We start from the raw sequence: 20,144 nt of genomic DNA on the forward strand, positions 1-20,144 counted from the left end.
ACTGGCTGCGAAACAGTGAAGGCTAGCAACATTCGAGATAGCCAATACACGAAAAGGGCGAAATAGTGGGTTCCGTCGATAACTTGCAGAGTTTCGCATCATCGCCGTCGCTGTTCGTTCGCGCGGTCTACTGTTGTCGGCGGTCAACCTCCCCACTGGTGAGCATGAGCCTGGGGAACAAGCATCGCACTTTTCTCAATATCCGCTTTTGCTGATACTGGTATGACTTCTCTTACCAAAGTGCCGATTGGGAACAAAGTAGATGTACCCGTCCGCCCCTTGGTGGCCCGCTTGATAAATGGGAATATGCTGTTCCAGCTGCAGGTAAACCAGTAGTGGAATCAGTGTTTGTCAGTACGTGCTCTTGGACGCCATAATTTGTGGGACGGTGGCGGTTTTATGTCTGATCCAGCTTGTATTTTATTAGAAAATGCCTGAAATTCTGGGCTCATGGGTGAGGAAAGAATATGGATTAATAAGCTATCGTAGTTGAAGCAGATGGTCTCATGGCAAAGACTGTCGGAGCCAAAAATCACCAGAATATGCTGGGCCGGAATTTGAACTGATTCTTTCCCCTGCCTGCCCAGACTCAGCAAATTGAAATGGTCATGAATAGGCAAGCAACAATAGACGACACAACCCGCGCTTTACCACATCAGTATTGACGCTGAAAGGCTCTGGAATGGGCAATATCGAAGTAAGCGTATCGAACCTTACTGTTCGAATAAAGAACAAAACAATTCTCTCTCATCTTTCATTGGAGGTTGAAGAAGGGGCCTTCCATGGGGTCATCGGGCCAAATGGCGCTGGAAAGACAACCTTGTTCACCGTCTTGGAAGGACTGCAAAAACCGGTTGAGGGAACGGTCTCCGTTCTGGGCAAGACGCCCTATCCACGCAACTTGGCCCTGCTCCGCCAAATAGGCATCCAGCCTCAAAAGTCGTCCTTCTTCCCCAAAACGACGCTCCTTGAGCACCTTACTGCAGTGGCCGATATCTACCAGGTGCCCCGGTCGCGTGTGGACGATCTTATTGATGCATTGAAACTGGATCATGTGGCATCCAACAAGGTTGAATCATTGTCCGGCGGCGAACAACAGAGACTGGCCATCGCCACGGCTGTCGTCCACCATCCTCGGCTGCTCTTTTTGGACGAACCCACTGCTGCCCTCGATCCTGAGTCACGCCATGACCTTGTGAGCCTGCTCAAATCCAGTCAACAATTGGCCGCCACGGTTCTTTATACAACGCACCATCTGGACGAGGCGGAGCGGTTGTGCAACGTGGTCTCGATCTTGGCGGATAAGCATATTCTCGTGACGGCCAGTCCTAGCAAGCTTATTGCGCAAGCAGAGATGGAATCGACCATTCTTCTTCCGAATGCCTTGGATCAGGCCGATCATGTAGCCCGTCTCGTGGGAGCTGACTATGTAAAAGCCACACCCGACGGTCTAACAGTTCGCACCAGGGATACCGGAGTTACTTTCGCGAAATTGGTTGATTCAGGGATCAATACAAGCCAGGCGCAAGTCAAGGATGGGCGTCTGGAGGATGTCTACCTTCGCCTTCTCGAAAAGGAGAACGTCAAATGAACAGCTTCAAAACTCTATTCAAGTTGATGTTCCACTACGATATTCGTGACTGGTCCACTTTGGTTTTCACCTTTCTCTTTCCTATAGCCTTGTTGCTGGTCCTGGTCCTGTCTTTTAAGAGCTACGTTCCTGGAGTTGATATTGCCAGTCAAATCAGCGCCAATGTCATTGCGTTTGGTGCGGCCTACGTGGGTATTTTTGCCGGTGCTTCGCACCTTGCCCTCTGGCGCGAGAATGGCATGCTTCAGACGGTTCGCAATTTTCCTCTATCCTGGAATGTGGTTATCCTCTCCCAGGCTGTTGTGGGTATCGTCGTCCTCCTGGCGCAGGCTGTAGTGCTTGTCATCTTGGGAATGGTCATGGGAATGAGGCTGAAACCGACGTTTTTGTCGGGATTGCTTCCCTTGGTCCTGGGTTATCTTTTGTTCTTTTTCCTGGGTGTCATTATCGCCATGATAATTTACTCCATCGCAGGGGTATCCATCCTTGCGAACATCATTATTCTGCCCCTAGGCTTCATTGGCGGAGCTATGATGCCGCTCAATATGTTGCCGTCCTGGGTGCAGACCATCGCCCCCTATACGCCCCTATATCACATGAGGGAGGCCTTGTCGATGATGCTGATTGGATCGGGCACCTGGCCTCATGCCTGGCTCGGGATTCTATACCTGGCCGTGGGCTGCATGACCTTAGGGCTTGTTTCCATATACGGTTTTCGCTGGAAATAATACTGCTGGCGGTTATGCACCGTATCCCAAAACACTTCTCGTTTCTTGAATGGTAGTTGTGGCCTCGGTTTAGGGTAATTCCTGCGCGAACCTTTCTTCGCTGCCTGCAGCCGCCTCGGATATAAGAAGGATCTTGAGCATACGCTGACCCGTCAGTGTGAAAGAGACCGATAGATTCCTCGTGTCTTAGCGCGTCTGTGGCATTCTTCTGAGAGAATGGCGTGTATGGTCTGGCTGATTGTCCTGATATGGGTGCTGGTGGTGGCGGCATTCATCGTATTCGTCATGCGTCTGGCGCTTGGCGAGTCCCAGGACCGTGCCTTCTCCCAGTCTCTGAATGAGCGCGTGCACAGGGCCGCCCGCCGTCAGCAGGAGCGAGAGAATCAGCTGCCGCGTGTAGCAGGGGGGCACCTGTCTTTCGCCCCTGGATCGGGCGAGGATGCATCAACCGCTGAAGATTCCGAACATCCCTATCCGGTCTATGTCAATTCCTCCTCCGTGGTGGAGGTTCGAGGCATGCTGGCCTCCGATTCCACGGTCGAAATAAATCTGCCCCCGCCACCGAGCAACGATTCCACATCGTCGGTCAACCCGAGACAACAGAAGAATGCCGCGCAGTTGGCTTCTACGGCCTCTGGGCCTCCAGCTCCCAGGAGCTCCACCCTGCGATCACCCAGCCTTGAGCCTTCGCGTTCGCAGCGACGGGAGCCTCAGTCCACCACCTCCGACGTCATTCCAGCAGTCAAGAGCGGTTCGCAGGCGGGAACGAGCTATCCAAGCGGAAAGTGATCGCTGGTGGTGACCGTCCGTGTCCCTTTTCGCCTTTAGGCTGGTACCTATGACAACACAGCAGCTCCTTATTCTTATCGCGGTGCTGATCGTCCTGGTGCTGGCGGTGGTCGGCATTCTGGTGGCGGTCCGTAAACGCCGGTCCCAGGGGGATTCCACGCGCTCCGACAGGGTGCAAGAGCCTGATGCCTCCCCAGCGGATTCGCATGCATCGGGTGCTTCCCCCAATCCGGACACTTCTGCGGGTTCCGGCTCAGTCGATTCAAAGGAGTCCAGCCAGCCGTCCTCGGTTGAGCAAGCGGCATCGTCGGCGCAGGAGGAGCTGGCTCATCCGGAGGCCTCTGCATCCCGTATGACCAGACTCAAGGCCAGGCTGGCCAAGAGCCCCAACCCCTTCGGCAAGGCCCTTTTTGCCATTCTGACCAAGGACCATCTGAGCGAGTCCGACTGGGAGGATGTGGAAGACACCCTGCTCATGGCGGATGTGGGCGCCGAGGCCAGCGAACAGCTGGTGAAGCAGTTGCGTGACGATGCCCGTATTACCGGGCAGAAGGACCCTGCAACAGTGCGTCGTGGTCTTCGTCAGCGCCTGATCGATCTGGTCGACCCCAATATGGATCGAACTCTGGTGGCTGCCCGACCTCAGGCCAACAGGCCGTCGGTCATCATCATGGTAGGTGTCAACGGCACAGGCAAGACCACTACGGCGGGCAAGCTGGCCAGACTCTTCGTGGCCGATGGCAAGTCGGTGGTCATGGGTGCCGCCGACACCTTCCGTGCCGCCGCCGCTGACCAGTTGGAGACCTGGGGCGGCAAGGTGGGTGTGCCCGTGGTCCGCAGTGACCGCGACGGCGCCGACCCGGCCTCTGTGGCCTTCGAAGCGGCTGAACGGGCCAAAAATGATCAGGCAGATGTCCTCATTGTGGACACAGCCGGCCGTCTGCAGAACAAGGCCAATCTGATGGATCAGCTGGGTAAAATCCGGCGGGTGATCGAGAAGAACCTGCCCGTGGACGAGGTTCTGCTGGTCCTGGATGCCACCACCGGGCAGAACGGGATGATCCAGGCTCAGGTCTTCGCCCAGGCCATCGGGGTCACGGGCATCGTCCTGACCAAGCTGGACGGCTCAGCCAAGGGCGGCATCGTCGTTTCGGTCCAGCGTGAGCTGGGTGTGCCTGTCAAGCTGGTTGGGCTGGGCGAGGGACCCGACGATCTTGCCGTTTTCGACCCCGAATCCTTTGTCGACGGCATTCTGGGAGACGAATAGTCCGGCCGTTCGGCTGGTCATAAAGTGGTCATCCAATAGTCACTCGCAGGTAATGCGACGGTGACCTGACCGTCATCCTCTTCCTGTTTGATGAATCGGGAAGTGGAAGAGAATCTGACGTAGGCTGTCCGGAGGGAAGCCCTCTTTATTGGGGACTGCCCGTCCGGATGGGGAAAAGAGAGGTGTAGGCATGGATTCTGGAAATGCTGCATGGATGCTGGTAGCGGCATCCATGGTTTTCCTGATGACTCCAGCGGTGGCTTTCTTCTATGGGGGTATGGTCCGAGCCAAGGCTGTGCTCAACATGATGATGATGTCCACGTTGGCCATTGCCGTGACGGGCGTTATTTGGGCCTTCTGGGGCTGGTCGATTTCCTTTGCAGGCAAGGATATCGGTGGCATCTTCGGCGACCCAGTCACCGGCTTCCTGCTCAAGGATACGGTCACGGCCAAGGATGGGGTCTTCACCTCGCTTGATTCCGCAAACGCTGCCTACCCGCACACGGTGGACATCGCCTTCCAAGCCGCCTTCGCCATGATCTGTGTGGCCCTGATCTCGGGAGCCCTGGCAGAGCGAGTCAGAATCAGCACCTGGATGATTTTCGTGGCCCTCTGGGTCACCTTGGATTACGCGCCCATGGCCCACATGGTCTGGAATCACGGACTGCTGGCTGCCGATGGACCCATCTCCAACGCCATTGGAGCCCAGGCACATGACTTCGCAGGCGGTACGGTCATCCACATCAACGCGGCAGTAGCAGCCCTGGTCATTGTGCTCATCATCGGCAGGCGTATAGGCTTTCCCAAGGAGTCCATACGCCCCCACAATGTGCCCATGGTCATGCTTGGCGCCTTCCTGCTCTGGTTTGGATGGTTCGGTTTCAATGCCGGTTCTGCCTTCGCCGCCAATGGCACGGCTGGATATGCCTGGGTCTCCACGACCATGGCCGCCAGCGCTGCCACCCTGGGCTGGCTCTTTACTGAACGGATCCGTACTGGGCATTACACCGCCATGGGTGCTGCATCCGGCATGGTCGCTGGCCTGGTGGCCATCACTCCAGCGGCCGACGTGGTTTCCCCGCTCTGGGCCATGGTCATCGGCCTCCTGGCTGGTTTCGTCTGCTGCCTGGCCTGCGGGCTCAAGTTCCGTTTCGCCTATGACGACTCCTTGGATGTGGTAGGCATCCACGGTGTGGGTGGTTTATTGGGCACGCTGCTGATAGGCTTCTTTGGTACCGGCACGGGCTTCCTGGCCGGCGGCAATTTCCGGCAGCTGCTGGTTCAGTTCCTGGTGGCGCTGATTGCGATCATCTACGCAGCTGTAGTAACCGGTGTGATCGCCTTTGCACTGGAGAAGACCATTGGTTGGCGAGTCAGCAAGGATCAGGAGGTCATCGGCGTCGATCAGAGCGATCAGGGTGAGAGCGCCTACGACTTCGGGTCCATTCTGAACTGATCAGAAAGGAAGGCAGCATGAAACTCATTACCGCCATCGTTCAGCCCGGGCGGCTGGATCAGATTAAGCAGGCCCTCAACGAGGTCGGTGTGCACGGCATGACCATCTCGTCAGCCCAGGGCTATGGTCGGCAGGGCGGCCATAAGGAGGTCTACCGGGGCAGCACTGTCAAGGTGGACCTGGTTCCCAAGGTGCGCCTGGAGGTGCTGACCGAGGATCGCCGTGTTGACGAGCTGGTCGACACCATCGTCCAGGCTGCCGCCACCAACACCGTGGGCGACGGCAAGGTCTGGGTGCAGACCCTGGATTCGGTGGTCAGGGTCCGTACCGGGGAGACCGGCGTCGACGCCATCTGAGGCAGCCACCCGCTGACCAGTTTCGGCAGGATCCCGTCGCTGTGACCGATTTCATGGTCCGGCAGTCGGGGTCCTGCTTTTTCTATGTTTTTTCAGGCTTGGCTGGCCTGGTCGATTGTTCCCATCCAGACATCGGTACGCGTTCTCAGGCCATTGCAGATGGCCCTGACGCCGATGAAGAGGACATTGAGCACGGCCCAGAGCATGGCTATCCGCCAGGTGGGTGTCCAGTTCACAGCCAGAGCAGTCATGCCCAGCAGGCCGATCACGTAGATTACAGCCGTCAGGGAGCAGGTGGCTGCCAGGTAGCGATAGTCCCCAGCCCCGATCAGGATCCCGTCCAGTGCCCACATCCATCCGGCTACGGGCATGAAGACCCCTTGGACGATCATGCCCACGGTGATCAGCGACCTTATGGCTGGCGTTGGGCTAAACAGGGGAGCGGCGAAGAGGCCCAAGGCGATCATGACCAGTCCGACCAGCACTCCCATGGCCATGCCGGCCTTGGCTGACAGATCGGTCATGACCCTTGCCCGTGACCGCTGTCCGGCACCCAGCTCGGTGGCTACCAGTGATTGGCCGGCGATGCCTACGGCGTCCAGCATGTTCAGGCCGAAGTTCCAGGCCGAATTGACCCCCTGGTAGGCGGCCAACACCTGCTCGCCCAGGTGAGCCGCAGCCACCACGGTCATAAACAGGCAGACCCGCAGGGCCAGAGTCCGCAGGAAGAGCGGGAAGCCGTCGCCCATGCTGGCCGCCATGCCTGAGAGCCGGGGCCGCAGCTGGGCGCCTTCCCGACGTGCCCAGACCAGGGCGGGAATGGTCAGGAAGAGCCCCATGGCCCACTCGGCGATCAGGGTGGCCACGCCCGAGCCCAGAATGTCCATGTGCAGGCCGAAGACCAGAAGGACCTCCAGGGCGGTGTTGAGTATGGCGCCCGACACGGCGGCCACCAGGGTGATCTTTACCTTTTGCAGTCCCCGGAAGATGCCGTTGGCCGCGTAGACCAGGAGCATGGCCGGGAGGCCGAAGACCAGAGCGTTCAGATAGGTCTGCGCTGCCTGCAGGACCGACCCGCGGGCTCCCATCAGGCTGCAGATGGGCCGACTCAAAGCCAGGAGAACGGCACAAACGACCAGGCCGATGACGAAGGCCAGCCACATGCCGTCCACACCGGCCTGCATCCCCTCCCTGCGGCGGCCGGCGCCCATGAGTCGGGCCACCTGGGAGGTGGTTCCGTAGGCCAGGAAGATGCACAGGCCCACGGTGGTCAGCACCACGGTGGATCCGATGGAGAGCCCGGCCAGGGCCGAGTCGCTGATGTGGCCCACGATGGCGGTGTCGATCATGACGAAGAGCGGGGAGGCGATCAGCTGGCCGAAGGTGGGTATGGCCAGTCCAGCGATGGTCCGGTAGGTCGCCCGCCGTTCTTCCGGCGTGATTGATCCGGTCTTGGTTTCGGTGATGTTCCTCTGGCTGCGCATGGACGTCATGCTAATGCTCTGGGCTGAAGACACAACCTCTGGAAGTCAGTCCGTGGACGCCTTGCCGGTAGACGCCATATCACCAAACAGGCCCGAGTGCAAGCTGGATTGATGATGTGGAAGACTGTCCCCAAGTTTTACACAGAGTTATACCCATGAGGTGGATAAGTTGCGCACATGTCCTCTAGGACACGCCTTGAATGTGGATAACTTATTTTTCTATGCACATGCAGAGGCGACTCTGTGCTGCACCGGGTGGCTCGGTGCCTCCTGGTGAATGCCTTGGGTGAAATCCTCCTCTGAGGGCTGTTAAGGACGGTCTTCTTCGTAGAATCGTGGCTATGGCTTCCGACGACTACACCGACTACACCCATCCCGAACAGCATCCCACCGATCATGCACAGACCGGCCGTGACATGCTCTTCGACCGGGTGCCCCCGCATGACGACGATGCGGAGATGGCCGTCCTGGGCGGCATGCTCATGAGCAAGGATGCCATCGGTGAAGTCAGCCAGATGATCGACATATCCGACTTCTACCAGCCCAAGCACCAGACCATCTACGAGGCCATCGTCACCCTCTTTTCGGCCTCCCAGCCGGTGGATGCGGTTCTGGTGGCCAACGAGCTGCTCAAGTCCGGCGACTTGGAGAAGGTGGGCGGCACTGACTATCTGCACTCCTTGGTGGCCTCAGTCCCGACAGCCGCCAACGCCACCTACTATGCGGAAATCGTCCACCAGCGGGCCATCCTGCGCAATGTGATCGCTGCCGGCACCAAGATCGCCCAGCTGGGCTACTCGGCCGAGGGCTCCCAGGCCGAGGACATCGTCAACCTGGCCCAGGCCGAGGTCTACGAGATGAGCGTGGGCAGGGTCCGTCAGGATTACGAGGCCATCGGGCCGGTCGTCCATGACACCCTGGACCAGTTGGACAAGTTGCAGAACGGCGACATGGAGCGGGGCGTGCCCACCGGCTTCAAGAGCATCGACGACGTGACCCAGGGCCTGCAGCCCGGGCAGATGATTGTGGTGGCCGGCCGCCCCGCCATGGGCAAGTCCACCCTGGGCATCGATTTCGCCCGTGCCGCGGCCCTCCACAACAACATGACCACGGTGGTCTTCTCCCTGGAGATGAGCAAGAACGAGCTGGCCCAGCGCATCATCTCGGCCGAGACTGACATCCCCCTGGTGGCCCTGCGCCGGGCGGACGACATTACCCCTGAGCGCTGGAACACCCTGAACACCTTCTGGAGCAGACTCCAGGACGCCCCGCTCTTCCTGGACGATTCGCCCAACATGAGTCTGATGGAGATCCGGGCCAAGTGCCGTCGGCTCAAGCAGACCAACGACCTGAAGCTGGTGGTCATCGACTACCTGCAGCTGATGACCTCGGGCAAGCGGGTGGAGTCCCGTCAGCAGGAGGTCTCCGACTTCTCGCGCGCCCTGAAGCTGCTGGCCAAGGAACTGGAGGTCCCGGTGGTGGCGCTGAGCCAGCTCAACCGCGGTCCCGAGATGCGCAACGACAAGAAGCCCATGCTCTCCGACCTGCGTGAGTCGGGATCCATCGAGCAGGATGCCGACGTGGTCTTCCTGGTCCACCGGCCGGACTTCTACGATAAGGAGGACCGCCCGGGGGAGGCCGATATCATCCTGGCCAAGCACCGCAACGGCCCCACCGACACCTTCAAGCTGGCCTTCCTGGGCGAGAAGTCCAAGTTCAAGGACATGCCCCAGGACTACCAGCAGGGAGGGGTCTGAGATCATGCATTCCACGGATTCCAAGGCGCAGCCTGCCGATCAGCCTGGTCGTCCTCGTCGGCCGTGGCGCTCCCTCCTGGCCCTTCTGGTCGGCAAAGCGGTGCGCCTCGTTTCGCGTCTATCCCATCACGGCGGTTCGGCCCTGCCCGGCAAGGTGGTGGAGCGGATCGATCCGGGCTTCCTGGCCAGGACCCTATCGGGACTGCCCCGTGGAGTGGTTCTGGTCTCAGGGACCAACGGCAAGACCACCACCACCCGGATGGTGGCCTCCATGCTGGAGTCCCTGGGCCTCAAGGTCTTCACCAATCCAACCGGGTCCAACTTCACCCGCGGCGTGGTCTCGGCCTTGGTCTCTACGCTGGGGCTGTCCGGTCGGCTGAATGCCGATATTGCCGTCCTGGAGCTGGACGAGGCCTATGCGGTCCACTTCGTGCGACAGGTCAAACCCCGCTACGCCCTCCTGCTCAATGTCATGCGTGACCAGCTGGACCGGTTTGGGGAAATCGATACTACTGCCCGGCTGCTGGGTCAGGTGGCCCGGGCCACCAGGGGCACAGTGGTCCTCAACCGTGAGGATCCGCGCATCGCCAGCCTGGCCGCCCAGACTCCGGCCCAGACCGGTGTGGCCTACTTCGGGCTGTCAGACGATCTGCTGACCTATTTCCCCACCGATGACGACATGCATGCCTCGGATCAGGATGCCGATGGTGCCGCTACGGCCAGCACTTCCCGCCCGGTTCGCCCAGGTCACCGGCTGCCAGCCGAGGTGACCCTGGAACGGGTCATGGACCACAGGGCCGCCTTCCGCCTAGACGGTCGGCTTTTGGAGACCGATCTGCGTCTGGAGGGCGTCTACAACCTCTACAATGCGGCCGCCGCCCTGGCGCTGGTGAGGGTCGTCTTGGAGGATAGGGAACCTGATGATGCAGCGCTTATGGATGCCCTGTCCAAGGTGACCCCCGCCTTCGGCCGCGGGGAGGTTATTACCTACCAGGGCGCGCCGGTTGAGCTGGTCCTGGTCAAGAACCCCATGGGCTTCCGACTGGCCCTGACCTCCTTCGACTCTGCCGGCCAGGACACCATGATCGCCATCCGCGACGAGTATGCGGACGGGCGCGACATGAGCTGGCTCTGGGATGTGGACTTCACCTCGCTCAGAGATGCCGGCGTGGCCATGGTATCCGGCACCCGGGCCTATGACATGGCCCTGCGCCTGGCCTATGACCAGGTGCCCACGGAGGCGATCGAGACCGACCTGGATCGGGCGCTGACATCCTTCCTTGAGGTGCATCCCGGCCGACCCAAGCGAATCTACTGCACTTACACATCCATGCTCCGGCTCCGGTCCGCCCTCGGCAGGATCACGAGCGTGGACGATGCCGGGGTGGGCGCATGAGCGAGCAAATCAAGAGGAGCGAAGGAATGCCGCAGACGCAGGATAAGGCCAAGGCCGTGGGAGACCATCCGCCGCTGCAGATCCTCTCCCTCTACCACCGTGACATGAACATCTATGGGGATTCGGGCAACATTCTCAGCGTGACCCGCCGGGCTGAACTGTACGGATTCCGTCCCATGGTCCGCTATTACGACCCTGGCGATGCCTGGCCGGAGCGGATCGATATGATTCTGGGCGGCGGCGGTCAGGACCATGGCCAGGAACGGATCATCGACGACCTGCGGGAGCGGAGCGGACTTCTGCGTGATCTGGCCGGCCAGGATGTGCCCATGCTGATGATCTGCGGGCTCTATCAGCTCTTCGGACATTATTTTGAGACCTCCGACCATGAGCGCCTGGAGGGGGTCGGCATCCTTGACGTGCATACCATTGCCAAGCCCGAGCGGATGATCGGCAATCTGGTGGAACAGGCAGAGGACTTCGGCAGGGTGGTCGGTTATGAAAACCACTCTGGCCTGACCTACCTGGGGGAGGGGGCCCATCCACTGGGCATGGTGACCGAGGATGGCCGCGGCAACAACGGCAGGGACCACACGGAGGGTGCCCGATGGAAGAAGGTCATCGGCACCTACATGCATGGGTCGCTGCTGCCGAAGAACCCGGCCATTACGGATTTCCTTATCGAGGGTGCAGCCGACAGGCGGTACGGCCAGGACACCTTCGCCCAGATGAAGACTGCCATGGACGAGAAGAGCCGGAGCGAACTGGAGCGTCTGGATTCCCTGGCTGATCAGGCCAGCCGTATCGCTGCCTCCAGGCCCAGATGAAGAGGAACCTTAGGTTCCGTCTGCGGGTCCTGCACAGATTTTGATGAGTGATCGTAGGGTAATGCCAGGGGAAAGATGTTGCGGTTCCTCTTGCCACGGTGTCGAATCGGATTGGTCAATGATAACCAGCTAGACTGTAAACAGAGACGGCCGCTCGTCTCTTGGCGGTCTAAAGGGCCCGGTACTTCAAGGGCGTATGAATGCTGGGAGGCATATCATGTCGGATTTGCATATTGGTGATGGATTGCACAAGGTGCTTCTGGCTGGCATCGGAGCGCTGGCCACAGGCGTGGAGAAGGGCCAGGAGGTCATTGACAACCTGGTCAAGAAGGGCGAGCTGACGGTCGAGCAAGGGAAGATTCTTAATACTGAGCTCAAGCGCAACAAGCAAAACCGTCCCGCTCCAGCACCCGCACCTGCTCCTGCTGACAATGCACCTGCTGCTCAGGCCCCGGCTGCTGGCGCGCCCAGGTCTGCGACTCATGTTGCTCCTGCTCCCCGCCGTCCCGACCATGAGCCTCTGGCGCCAATGCCGGATCGTCGGTCCGGGTCCATCCCCATCACTTCCAATGATCCCATCGCAGGTCAGCAGGGCTGAAAGCAGTCAATTACTGTCAGCGTCGGTCGTTTGCGCCGGAATGTCTGCCGCTGGTCGGCCATGCGGATAAAGGACACAGGTGAGTGGTGAGTATGGATGCCATGAACGGACATGATGCCCCGGTACAGACCATTGGCCTCTTCGGAGTCGGCACGGGAGAGCGGCAAGGGGCAGCAGGAAGGATTCGTCACAGGCGTGGGAGGGCTCGCCGACTGGCCGAGATGATCCGCATCGTCAACCGGTTCGACATCATCCACGGCCTGACCCCGGTCACCATGCGCCGCATGTTCGAGGCGCTTGGGCCCACTTTCGTCAAAGTGGGCCAGATTCTCTCCATGCGTTCGGAAATTCTGCCGGAGGCCTTCTGCCGTGAGCTCTCAAAGCTGCGCGCCGACGCGGATCCCATCCCTTATTCTGTGGTGACCGGAACCCTGGCCGCCGAGTATGGCCGTCCGCTCGACCAGATTTTCTCCTCCATAGACCCTGTTCCTCTTGGGTCAGCCTCCCTGGCGCAAGTGCATCGGGCCCGCCTGGTCAGCGGTGAGGATGTGGCCGTCAAGGTTCAGCGCCCAGGGATCCAAGAGACCATGGCCCAGGACATTGACATTCTGCGCAGCATGGTCAAGTGGGCCTCCCGGTTCGTCCGCAGCACCCAGGTGATTGACATCCGTGGGGTGGTCGAGGAACTCTGGGAGACCTTCCAGTCCGAGGTCGACTTCCAGCAGGAGGCCGCGAATCTGGCTGAATTCAAGGATTTCTGCGACGCTTACGCCTACATCGACTGCCCGAAGCCCTATCCCGAGCTTTGCACCAGGCATGTGGTGGTGATGGAGTACATCGACGGGATATCCCTCTCACGGCCTGCACAGCTGGTGGCCCAGGGCTATGATCTGAAGGAGATCGGCACCAAGCTGGTCGACAACTATGCCACCCAGATCATGGACCGGGGCTTCTTCCACGCCGATCCACACCCCGGCAACATCATCATCCGTGATGGTTGCATAGTGCTGATCGACCTTGGGATGGTCGGCCGCCTGGACAAGGTGACCAAATCGGCTTTGAAGGACATGATTTTTGCAGTAGGCCGCGAGGATTCACCGGCCCTGGCCCAGGGACTGCTTCGCTTCGCCGGTACGGGAGAGGCCAGGGCCGAGGACTACCCGTATCTCCTGGCCGACCTGGATGCGGTCGTCCAGCGATTCGGCAAGCTGGATCTGGCCGATCTGGACATCGCCGAATATGTCAACGCCGTTATGAAGCTGGCCGCCCGGCATGGCATCAAGGTGCCGGGGTCGGTCACCATGGTGGCACGCTGCCTGGTCACTCTTGAAGGGCTCCTGGACGAGTTCCTGCCCGAGGCCAATATCGTGCAGATCATCACCGATCATGTCGTTTATAGCCAGGGCACAGGATCCATCCTCAAGGAGGAGACCCGGAAGCTGGGCATCCAGGGTGACCTGGCCCTGCATGGGCTTTTGGGTGCCCTGGCTGAGTCCCAGACCGCAACCAAGATGCTGACCCGGGGCCAGTTGCGCGCCAATGTGCAGCTAGTGGGTTCCGAGGAGCCTCTGCAGCAGCTGTCCGACATGGTCAACAGGCTGACCATGGCCCTCATTGTCGTTGGCCTCTATGTGGGCTCTTCGATCGTCTACTTTGCCCGCATCAAGCCGGTGGTCTTCGGCATCCCGGTGGTCAGCATGCTGGGCTATGTGGTGGCTTTCGTTCTTTCGGTCTGGATAGTCCTGGACATCCTGATCAAGCACCGGGCCCTCAAGCGTCGGCGACGCAACGGCGAAGCCTAGGCTGAGAGCCCGTTCATCCTATATGGATATAGATACTGTCTGATGCTGAATCAGCCGGCGAAGTCCTCTACGGTTTCAGGGGATTCGTGGTTCATGAAGGCGGATTTGCCGGTGTCCATGGCACGCAGCCGGTCCATCTCCTGGTCGGTTAGCTGGAAGTCCCAGATGTCGAGGTTCTCGCGCATGCGCTCGCGGTGGGTGGTCTTGGGGATGATGATGACCCCGTCCTGAACCAGGAAGCGCAGTGCCACCTGGGCTGCGGTCCGGCCGTGCGCTTGCCCGATTTCGGTCAGGGTCGGATTGGTGAACATGCCCTGACGTCCCTCAGCGAAGGGTCCCCAGGATTCGATCCGGGTGCCGTACTTGTCCATGTAGGTGCGTTCCTGGGGGCGCTGGTGGAAGACGTGGGTCTCCAGCTGGTTGACGGCAGGGACGATTCTGTTGAACTTGACCAGGTCCACATAGCGGTCGGCATAGAAGTTCGAGACGCCGATGGCCCGCAGGACCCCCTGGTCATAAAGGTCCTCAAGGGCGTGCCAGGCTGCGTAGTAGTCGTTGAAGGGCTGGTGGAGGAGGACCAGGTCCAGGTGGTCCGTGCCAAGCTTCTTCATGGACTCCTCGACCGAGGCCTTGGTCTTGTCGTATCCGTAGTTGGTGATCCAGACCTTGGTGGTCAGGAAGACCTGGTCGCGGTCGAGGCCGCTCTGGGCCAGGGCATCTCCAACGGCTTGCTCGTTTCCATAGGCCTGGGCCGTATCGATGGCCCGGTACCCGGTCTCCAAGGCATCCAGGACTGAGCGGCGGCACTCGTCCAGGTCGGCGATTTGGTAGACGCCGAAGCCTTCCATGGGCATGAGGACGCCGTTGTTGAGCTTGACGGACGGGACAGTGGTGGAAGAATCATTCTGCATGGTTTCTTGCTTCTTTCTTGACAGATTGCTTGATTGGGCTGGCTGAGGGGCAAAGCATGCCTCTACGATCTGCCGATTCAAGGATAGGAACTTGAAGCAGCTTGAAGTCAAGCCAGCAAAGCGCGTTCGATCCCCTGCGATGCTAGCGTGGACAGTGAAGTAGCTGATGGCTGGAGGCGATGATGGGGTCCAAGGCACGATTGGCCGGCAAGGTCGCACTGGGTCTGGGATTGGGGGTTTTGGGGGCCTGGAGCTGGGCTCTGGCTCCCGGCCTTTCGGTGGTTGCGGGCCGAAGAAAGCCTGTAGGCCTGTCCTTGCACCCCTATGCGCACAGGGGTTTGCACGACGCTGGCTCGGGGATGGAGACGACCAATCCCAACCCTGGTCAGACCGCCTACCTGCACCGTATCCATGACTGTCTGAAGATTATGCCCGACAGACCTTTGGGTAGGCACGCCTCCGTTCCGGCCAAATCCCACCGGTTGGTGGCGCCCGAAAATTCGCTGGCTGCCTTCGAGGCGGCCTGCAGGGCCGGTTACGGGATCGAGCTGGATGTCCATCTCAGCCGGGACGGTCAGGTGGTGGTCATCCACGATGGAGACCTGCAGCGGGTGGCGGGCGTCAATCGAGCGGTGGCTGATTTGACCTACGATCAGCTGCAGAGGATTCCCCTGTGCCCAAGCCCTGTCCAGGCTTTTGAGTCGGGCAAAGAGATTCATGACTCTGCCGACCACGACGGTGATCCCGAAACGGAGGGCGAGGACGGGGACGTTGACGATCCAGAAGTGCAGCATGTGCCTCTGCTGTCCGAGGTGCTCGCTCTGGTGGATGGCCGGGTGCCTCTGGTCGTCGAAATCAAGATGGACCGGGGCCTGGATCGGGAGCTTATGCGCCGGACCGATGCCCTCCTGTCCAGGTACCAGGGCCCCTATGTGATTGAATCCTTCAACGTCCTGGCCCTTGCCTGGTATCGGGTTCACCACCCTGGCATCACCAGGGGGCAATTGGTCGCTCCCTACCACGGTCGGGTGGATTCCTGCTCCTCGGCTCTGCGCTGGATGGCCGGTTCCCTTCTCTTCAATTGGCTGGGGCGGCCGGACTTCGTGGCCTGCGAGTGGCACAGTGGGCACTCACTGCCCATGCGTTTGTACCGGTTCCTAGGTGGAACGCCTATCGCCTGGACCGTCCGCTCCGAGCGCGCGCAAGAGGCTGCCAGCCCCGACTTCGACGGCATCATCTTCGAGTCGTATCTGCCCGAGAACTGAACCAGCTATACAGGCCTGAGGCCGCAGCGGCCAGGCCTATCGCCCAGAGGGCCGTGATCAGGAAGTAGCCGTAGGGGAGAGGCACAACGCTCATGTCTATCTGGTCGGACAACTGGTGGAAGATGACGGCCAGCACCCCCGCCATGGCCAGGGCTGAAAGAAGGATGGCCGAAAGAGCATCGATTACTGACTCCCAAATCGAAGAGCAGACCAGAGTTCCACGTGAAACACCGGCAGCCTGCATTCTACGATTCTCCTGGCGACGCTCATTGACTGCGATGGCGCATGCCTGGATCAGAAATATGGCCGTCAGGACGATGGCCCCGCTCGCCATCTGGGGCATGGCTCGCTGCACTTTCTGTGACCTTTGGATGTCGGAACGAATGTACTCCTTCTTGGTGCAGGCCTTGATGCCCTTGCTGTCCCATGAAGCGTTGAGCTTACTGATCAAATCGTTTGTCTGGACTCGGGGAGCGGTTCTGACCAGGGTGGTCAACCCACTGTTGTCGGGAGCCAGTTGCGACAGGCTGTCATCCATGATCAGGTAGTCGCCTGTCTGACCTGTCGGTGTCATGTCAACAATGGCGGTGATGGTCAGCGTGTGACGCTTTTCGTTTTTGTCGATTAAGGTCAGCGTGCGTCCGAGGGGATTCTTTTCCTGACCGTGGCCTTTCGATATGACGGCGACCTTACCTGGTCCCAGGTCTGCAGCCGAGCCTGTGATGAAAGCAGGACTGATCGTGTCAAGCGCCTTACCGCTTTTGTTGATGTGCATGGCGCTTATGAAAGGTGCATCGCTTTTGCTGTCTGTGTTACCTGCTCTTCTCCAAGATTCTTTGCTGTAGGTGACGGCGGATCCTACATCTGCGGACGAGCGAAGTTGCCGGTCCAAATCCCTGGTGTCTTTGGTATCTGTTGTGACCATGACTTCGGCAGCAACCGGCTTGTTTCGGCTGAGGGATAATTGCGCCCAGCTGGACCTTCCTAGGGCTATCAATCCGGTCACGATGACCAGCATCAGTATGATCGGCACCGCGATGGCGGTGGAGCTCCGATTTTCCTTCCGCGCCCTTTGCCGCGCCAGGAGACCTGCACCTCGGAAAGCCAGTTGGAAGGGGATGCCGATCAGGTTGGCGCACGCCGGAACCAGGACAGGAGCCAGGGCACCGATGATGACCAGCAGACAGCCGGTCGTGGCCAGGATCTGGATTTCAATGTCCATGCCATTGAAGCGGTGATAGACCATGGCCAGTCCTCCAGCCAGGCCAGCCAGGGCGATTATCAGGCGAAGAGGGCCAATTGATTTGGTTCCCGACCGATTTTCTGAGTCCTGCAAAGCCTCGATGGGAGAGATGGCGGTAATCCTTCTGGCGGCGAACCAGGTTCCTAAGAGGCCTGCCAGGAGTATCCCAGCGAAGGCGAAGATAATTCCCATGAGGTGGGGATGTGCGGTCATTTCCAAGGCTTCAAGACCTGAGTTGATCAGGGACTTGGCAAATGCGGGTACCAGCAGGCATCCCGCCGAACTGCCCAAGAGGGCGGCCAAACCTACAGGAATCATGAATTCCAACAAGGAGATGAATCTAACCGTCCTGGGAGAGGCGCCTGAAAGCCGCATCATGGCATACTCGCGACGACGGCGCTCGATCAGGAACCCTACAGAAGTGATGACGAGGAAGATGGAGACGAATCCGCATATGCAGGCGTACATTATGGATATTTGTGTAGCGCTGTCTCGTAAAGACAGGGTCATAGCGCGGTCATAGGAATTCATTGCGCGTGTATCTGGCATCCCGTCGCCCTTCCGAGCGGCAATGGCTACCTGGGCCCAGGCGCTGGTAAGGACCGAAGCGGCGATGACCGCCAGGACCATGACCGTGTAGGAGGACCGATGCTCATGCAGAAAGGATCGCACTAGGGAGGCCAGACCAGGAGTGCGTGCCTTGGTTCGATCTGCGGTTTGCGAGCCGCCCCCACCCATCGGTCCTGAGGTCCCGGTTTCTGCCAGTGATCCACCTAGGGAAAGGGAATTGCCCTCCATAGCGTGCTCCTTTCTCGCCCTTGAATGCTGCCGCTGTTCTTATTGCAACACCGGGAGATAGCCCACTCAGGGTGTTTTCAGGGTCAGACCAGGGGAGAACCAGGGTGGCAATGAGCGATTGTGTGCTTGGCGTAGGGTACGAGAGGGCAGGAAGAGCACGGACGGAATGGTCGCCCTGCCAAGTGCCATTAGCAAGGGCTGTCACAGAAAGCGATTGAAAAAAGGACCCGAACTGTGCAAAGTTCGGATCCTCGGCAGATTTGGGGTTTGTGCCCCTGTCAATTTAGTGGCTCAGTCGATGACGCCGTAAAGGCGGTCGCCGGCATCGCCCAGGCCTGGCACGATGTAGGCGTGCTCGTTCAGCTTCTGATCGACTGCGCAGACCACCACCTTGAGGTTGATGGAGGGGTCCATCTCCTCCTTGAGGCGGTTCAGGCCCTCGGGAGCGGCCAGAATGTTGATGGAGGTCACGTCCTTGGCGCCGCGCTCGGCCAGGTATTTGGTGGCGGCGATCAGGGTACCGCCGGTGGCCAGCATGGGATCCAGCAGGAAGCACTGACGGCCGGAGAGATCCTCCGGCAGGCGGTTGGCGTAGGTGATGATGTCCAGGGTGTTCTCGTCGCGCTTGAGACCAAGGAATCCGACTTCGGCCGTGGGCAGCAGCCGGGTCATGCCGTCAAGCATGCCCAGTCCGGCGCGCAGGATGGGAACCACCATGGGGCGCGGGGAGCAGAGCTTCTTGCCCACCATGGGAGCAACCGGGGTCTCGATGGGGTGATCCTCGATGTCCAGATTGCGGGTTGCCTCGTAAGCCTCAAGCATGACCAGTTCGCTGATCAGCTCGCGGAAGGTGTTGGAAGGAGTGTTTTTGTCCCGCAGTACGGTCAGCTTGTGCTCGATCAGCGGGTGTTCCAGTACGTGAAGTTCCATACCTCTCAGCGTAGCTCAGCGGGTCGGCTTCTGGTAGCGACCGGCAAGCCATGCTGTCTTTGATTTGGGAATGGAAATGAAAACGCCGAACCATGCAAGCGCCTGTCGGCGCAAACGCCGCTCGCAGCGGCAACAAACGGAGCCCGGGGCTTAGCCATGGTCCGGCGCAGTCCCCATTGTAGGGCATGCCGGGTCTTGATTGTGCTCACGGCGCGCTTACGCTTCCGGCTTGAAAGGGTGGCGGGTTCTACTCCAGCCGTCCTCGCCGCCAGAGTGATGCGCCCCGCATGAAGTCACGGGCCGTCTGATTGAGGGAGTTGACGGTGCGCTGTGCTGCGTCCACCTCCTTGGCCTCCTGACCGTCCAGCTGCCGGCTCTGGGCATCCCGGATGGTGGTCTTGATGCCGCGGGCGATCACGTCGCAGAAGGCTCCGGCCCGTTCCAGGGCTATGGCGAAGTCGCCGGTGAAGGCTCCGGAGAGGATGGAGTCGGCGGTTCGAATGATGTCGTCGGCCTCTGGGGCTTGGTCGACGCCGGCTATGGCTGATGCAGCGGTGTCGGTGGGTTCGCCCAGCCGCCACAGCCGACTGATTCCATCAGCGTCCTTACGCATCCAGCTGCGAAGCATGTAGAGCCGCCATAGGATGCCGGGCAGGGAGTCGGGGTCGCTATCGCTCCAGAGCTCGGCCACGACATCCACGCCCTCGCGGTCCACCAGGGTCAGAACCCGTTTTACGATGACGGGGTCGGCGCTGTGGTGGACCCGGTCCAGCAGGGAGGCGGCCGAAACGTGGCTCATCTCGCTGATCTGCTGCGGGTCCATGCCTCCGGAGAGCTGGTCGGCGATGGCCGGATCCAGCTGGCCTGGGCGTGAGGGTCGGGATGCTCCGGTGCCGGACGCCACGAATCCCGTGCGGGAGGATCGGATTGAGGATGAGCCGATTCT

At 60.0% G+C, this 20,144-nt stretch carries 17 protein-coding genes; 12 read left to right on the forward strand and 5 right to left on the reverse strand.

What is annotated here, in order from left to right; genetic code table 11:
* Positions 1–682: 682 nt before the first annotated feature.
* The 6 genes from CI601_RS07575 (at position 683) to CI601_RS07600 (ending at position 6,187) form a co-directional block, all read left to right on the forward strand.
* Positions 683–1,591, forward strand: a complete 909-nt coding sequence (locus CI601_RS07575) for an ABC transporter ATP-binding protein (protein WP_121914948.1) — start codon at positions 683–685, stop codon at positions 1,589–1,591.
* Positions 1,588–2,319, forward strand: a complete 732-nt coding sequence (locus tag CI601_RS07580; RefSeq protein WP_121914949.1) for an ABC transporter permease — start codon at positions 1,588–1,590, stop codon at positions 2,317–2,319. Before CI601_RS07575 ends, CI601_RS07580 begins: the two co-directional genes overlap by 4 nt.
* 225 nt (positions 2,320–2,544) lie before the next feature.
* A complete protein-coding gene (locus CI601_RS07585) occupies positions 2,545–3,108 on the forward strand; it encodes a hypothetical protein (protein WP_121914950.1) in 564 nt (187 codons plus the stop codon).
* Positions 3,109–3,157: 49 nt separating this feature from the next.
* Entirely contained in the window at positions 3,158–4,375 is a 1,218-nt protein-coding gene (gene ftsY, locus CI601_RS07590; protein WP_121914951.1) for a signal recognition particle-docking protein FtsY, read from the forward strand.
* Between the two features lie 190 nt (positions 4,376–4,565).
* Positions 4,566–5,831, forward strand: coding sequence for an ammonium transporter (locus tag CI601_RS07595; RefSeq protein WP_121914952.1), 1,266 nt, complete (start codon positions 4,566–4,568; stop codon positions 5,829–5,831).
* A gap of 17 nt (positions 5,832–5,848) precedes the next feature.
* Positions 5,849–6,187 (forward strand): P-II family nitrogen regulator, encoded by a 339-nt coding sequence (locus CI601_RS07600; protein ID WP_121914953.1) that lies wholly within the window; start codon positions 5,849–5,851, stop codon positions 6,185–6,187.
* A 92-nt stretch (positions 6,188–6,279) separates the two neighbouring features.
* Here CI601_RS07600 and CI601_RS07605 read toward each other — a convergent pair whose 3' ends face one another.
* On the reverse strand, positions 6,280–7,671 hold the full coding sequence (locus CI601_RS07605; RefSeq protein ID WP_395948017.1) for an MATE family efflux transporter: 1,392 nt from the start codon (positions 7,669–7,671) through the stop codon (positions 6,280–6,282).
* Between the two features lie 416 nt (positions 7,672–8,087).
* Between CI601_RS07605 and dnaB the strand changes: the two genes are divergently transcribed.
* The 5 genes from dnaB to CI601_RS07630 all read left to right on the forward strand — a co-directional run bounded on the left by dnaB (position 8,088) and on the right by CI601_RS07630 (position 14,051).
* Positions 8,088–9,428 (forward strand): replicative DNA helicase, encoded by a 1,341-nt coding sequence (gene dnaB, locus CI601_RS07610; protein WP_121915062.1) that lies wholly within the window; start codon positions 8,088–8,090, stop codon positions 9,426–9,428.
* Positions 9,429–9,432: 4 nt separating this feature from the next.
* Positions 9,433–10,824, forward strand: a complete 1,392-nt coding sequence (locus tag CI601_RS07615) for a Mur ligase family protein (protein WP_121914955.1) — start codon at positions 9,433–9,435, stop codon at positions 10,822–10,824.
* A gap of 26 nt (positions 10,825–10,850) precedes the next feature.
* Positions 10,851–11,651: a type 1 glutamine amidotransferase gene (locus CI601_RS07620; RefSeq protein ID WP_121914956.1), complete on the forward strand. Its 801-nt coding sequence runs from the start codon at positions 10,851–10,853 to the stop codon at positions 11,649–11,651.
* A 217-nt stretch (positions 11,652–11,868) separates the two neighbouring features.
* Entirely contained in the window at positions 11,869–12,249 is a 381-nt protein-coding gene (locus tag CI601_RS07625; protein WP_024626988.1) for a phasin family protein, read from the forward strand.
* A 92-nt stretch (positions 12,250–12,341) separates the two neighbouring features.
* Complete coding sequence (locus tag CI601_RS07630; protein WP_121914957.1) at positions 12,342–14,051, forward strand: AarF/ABC1/UbiB kinase family protein; 1,710 nt, start codon at positions 12,342–12,344, stop codon at positions 14,049–14,051.
* Positions 14,052–14,101: 50 nt separating this feature from the next.
* Here the strand turns inward: CI601_RS07630 and CI601_RS07635 are convergent, their stop codons facing one another.
* A complete protein-coding gene (locus CI601_RS07635; RefSeq protein ID WP_121914958.1) occupies positions 14,102–14,962 on the reverse strand; it encodes an aldo/keto reductase in 861 nt (286 codons plus the stop codon).
* Between the two features lie 182 nt (positions 14,963–15,144).
* Between CI601_RS07635 and CI601_RS07640 the strand changes: the two genes are divergently transcribed.
* The gene (locus CI601_RS07640; RefSeq protein ID WP_183129810.1) at positions 15,145–16,227 is read left to right on the forward strand and encodes a glycerophosphodiester phosphodiesterase family protein; all 1,083 of its coding nucleotides are present in this window, start codon (positions 15,145–15,147) and stop codon (positions 16,225–16,227) included.
* Here the strand turns inward: CI601_RS07640 and CI601_RS07645 are convergent.
* The 3 genes from CI601_RS07645 to CI601_RS07655 form a co-directional block, all read right to left on the reverse strand.
* On the reverse strand, positions 16,196–18,268 hold the full coding sequence (locus tag CI601_RS07645; RefSeq protein ID WP_121914960.1) for an FtsX-like permease family protein: 2,073 nt from the start codon (positions 18,266–18,268) through the stop codon (positions 16,196–16,198). The genes CI601_RS07640 and CI601_RS07645 overlap by 32 nt on opposite strands.
* A gap of 291 nt (positions 18,269–18,559) precedes the next feature.
* Positions 18,560–19,198: a uracil phosphoribosyltransferase gene (gene upp, locus CI601_RS07650; RefSeq protein WP_015022561.1), complete on the reverse strand. Its 639-nt coding sequence runs from the start codon at positions 19,196–19,198 to the stop codon at positions 18,560–18,562.
* A gap of 247 nt (positions 19,199–19,445) precedes the next feature.
* Positions 19,446–20,141, reverse strand: coding sequence for a hypothetical protein (locus CI601_RS07655; RefSeq protein ID WP_024626983.1), 696 nt, complete (start codon positions 20,139–20,141; stop codon positions 19,446–19,448).
* Positions 20,142–20,144: the final 3 nt, after the last annotated feature.

It is taken from the genome of Bifidobacterium sp. wkB344 (assembly GCF_003688305.1).
Lineage (GTDB): Bacteria > Actinomycetota > Actinomycetes > Actinomycetales > Bifidobacteriaceae > Bombiscardovia > Bombiscardovia mizhiensis.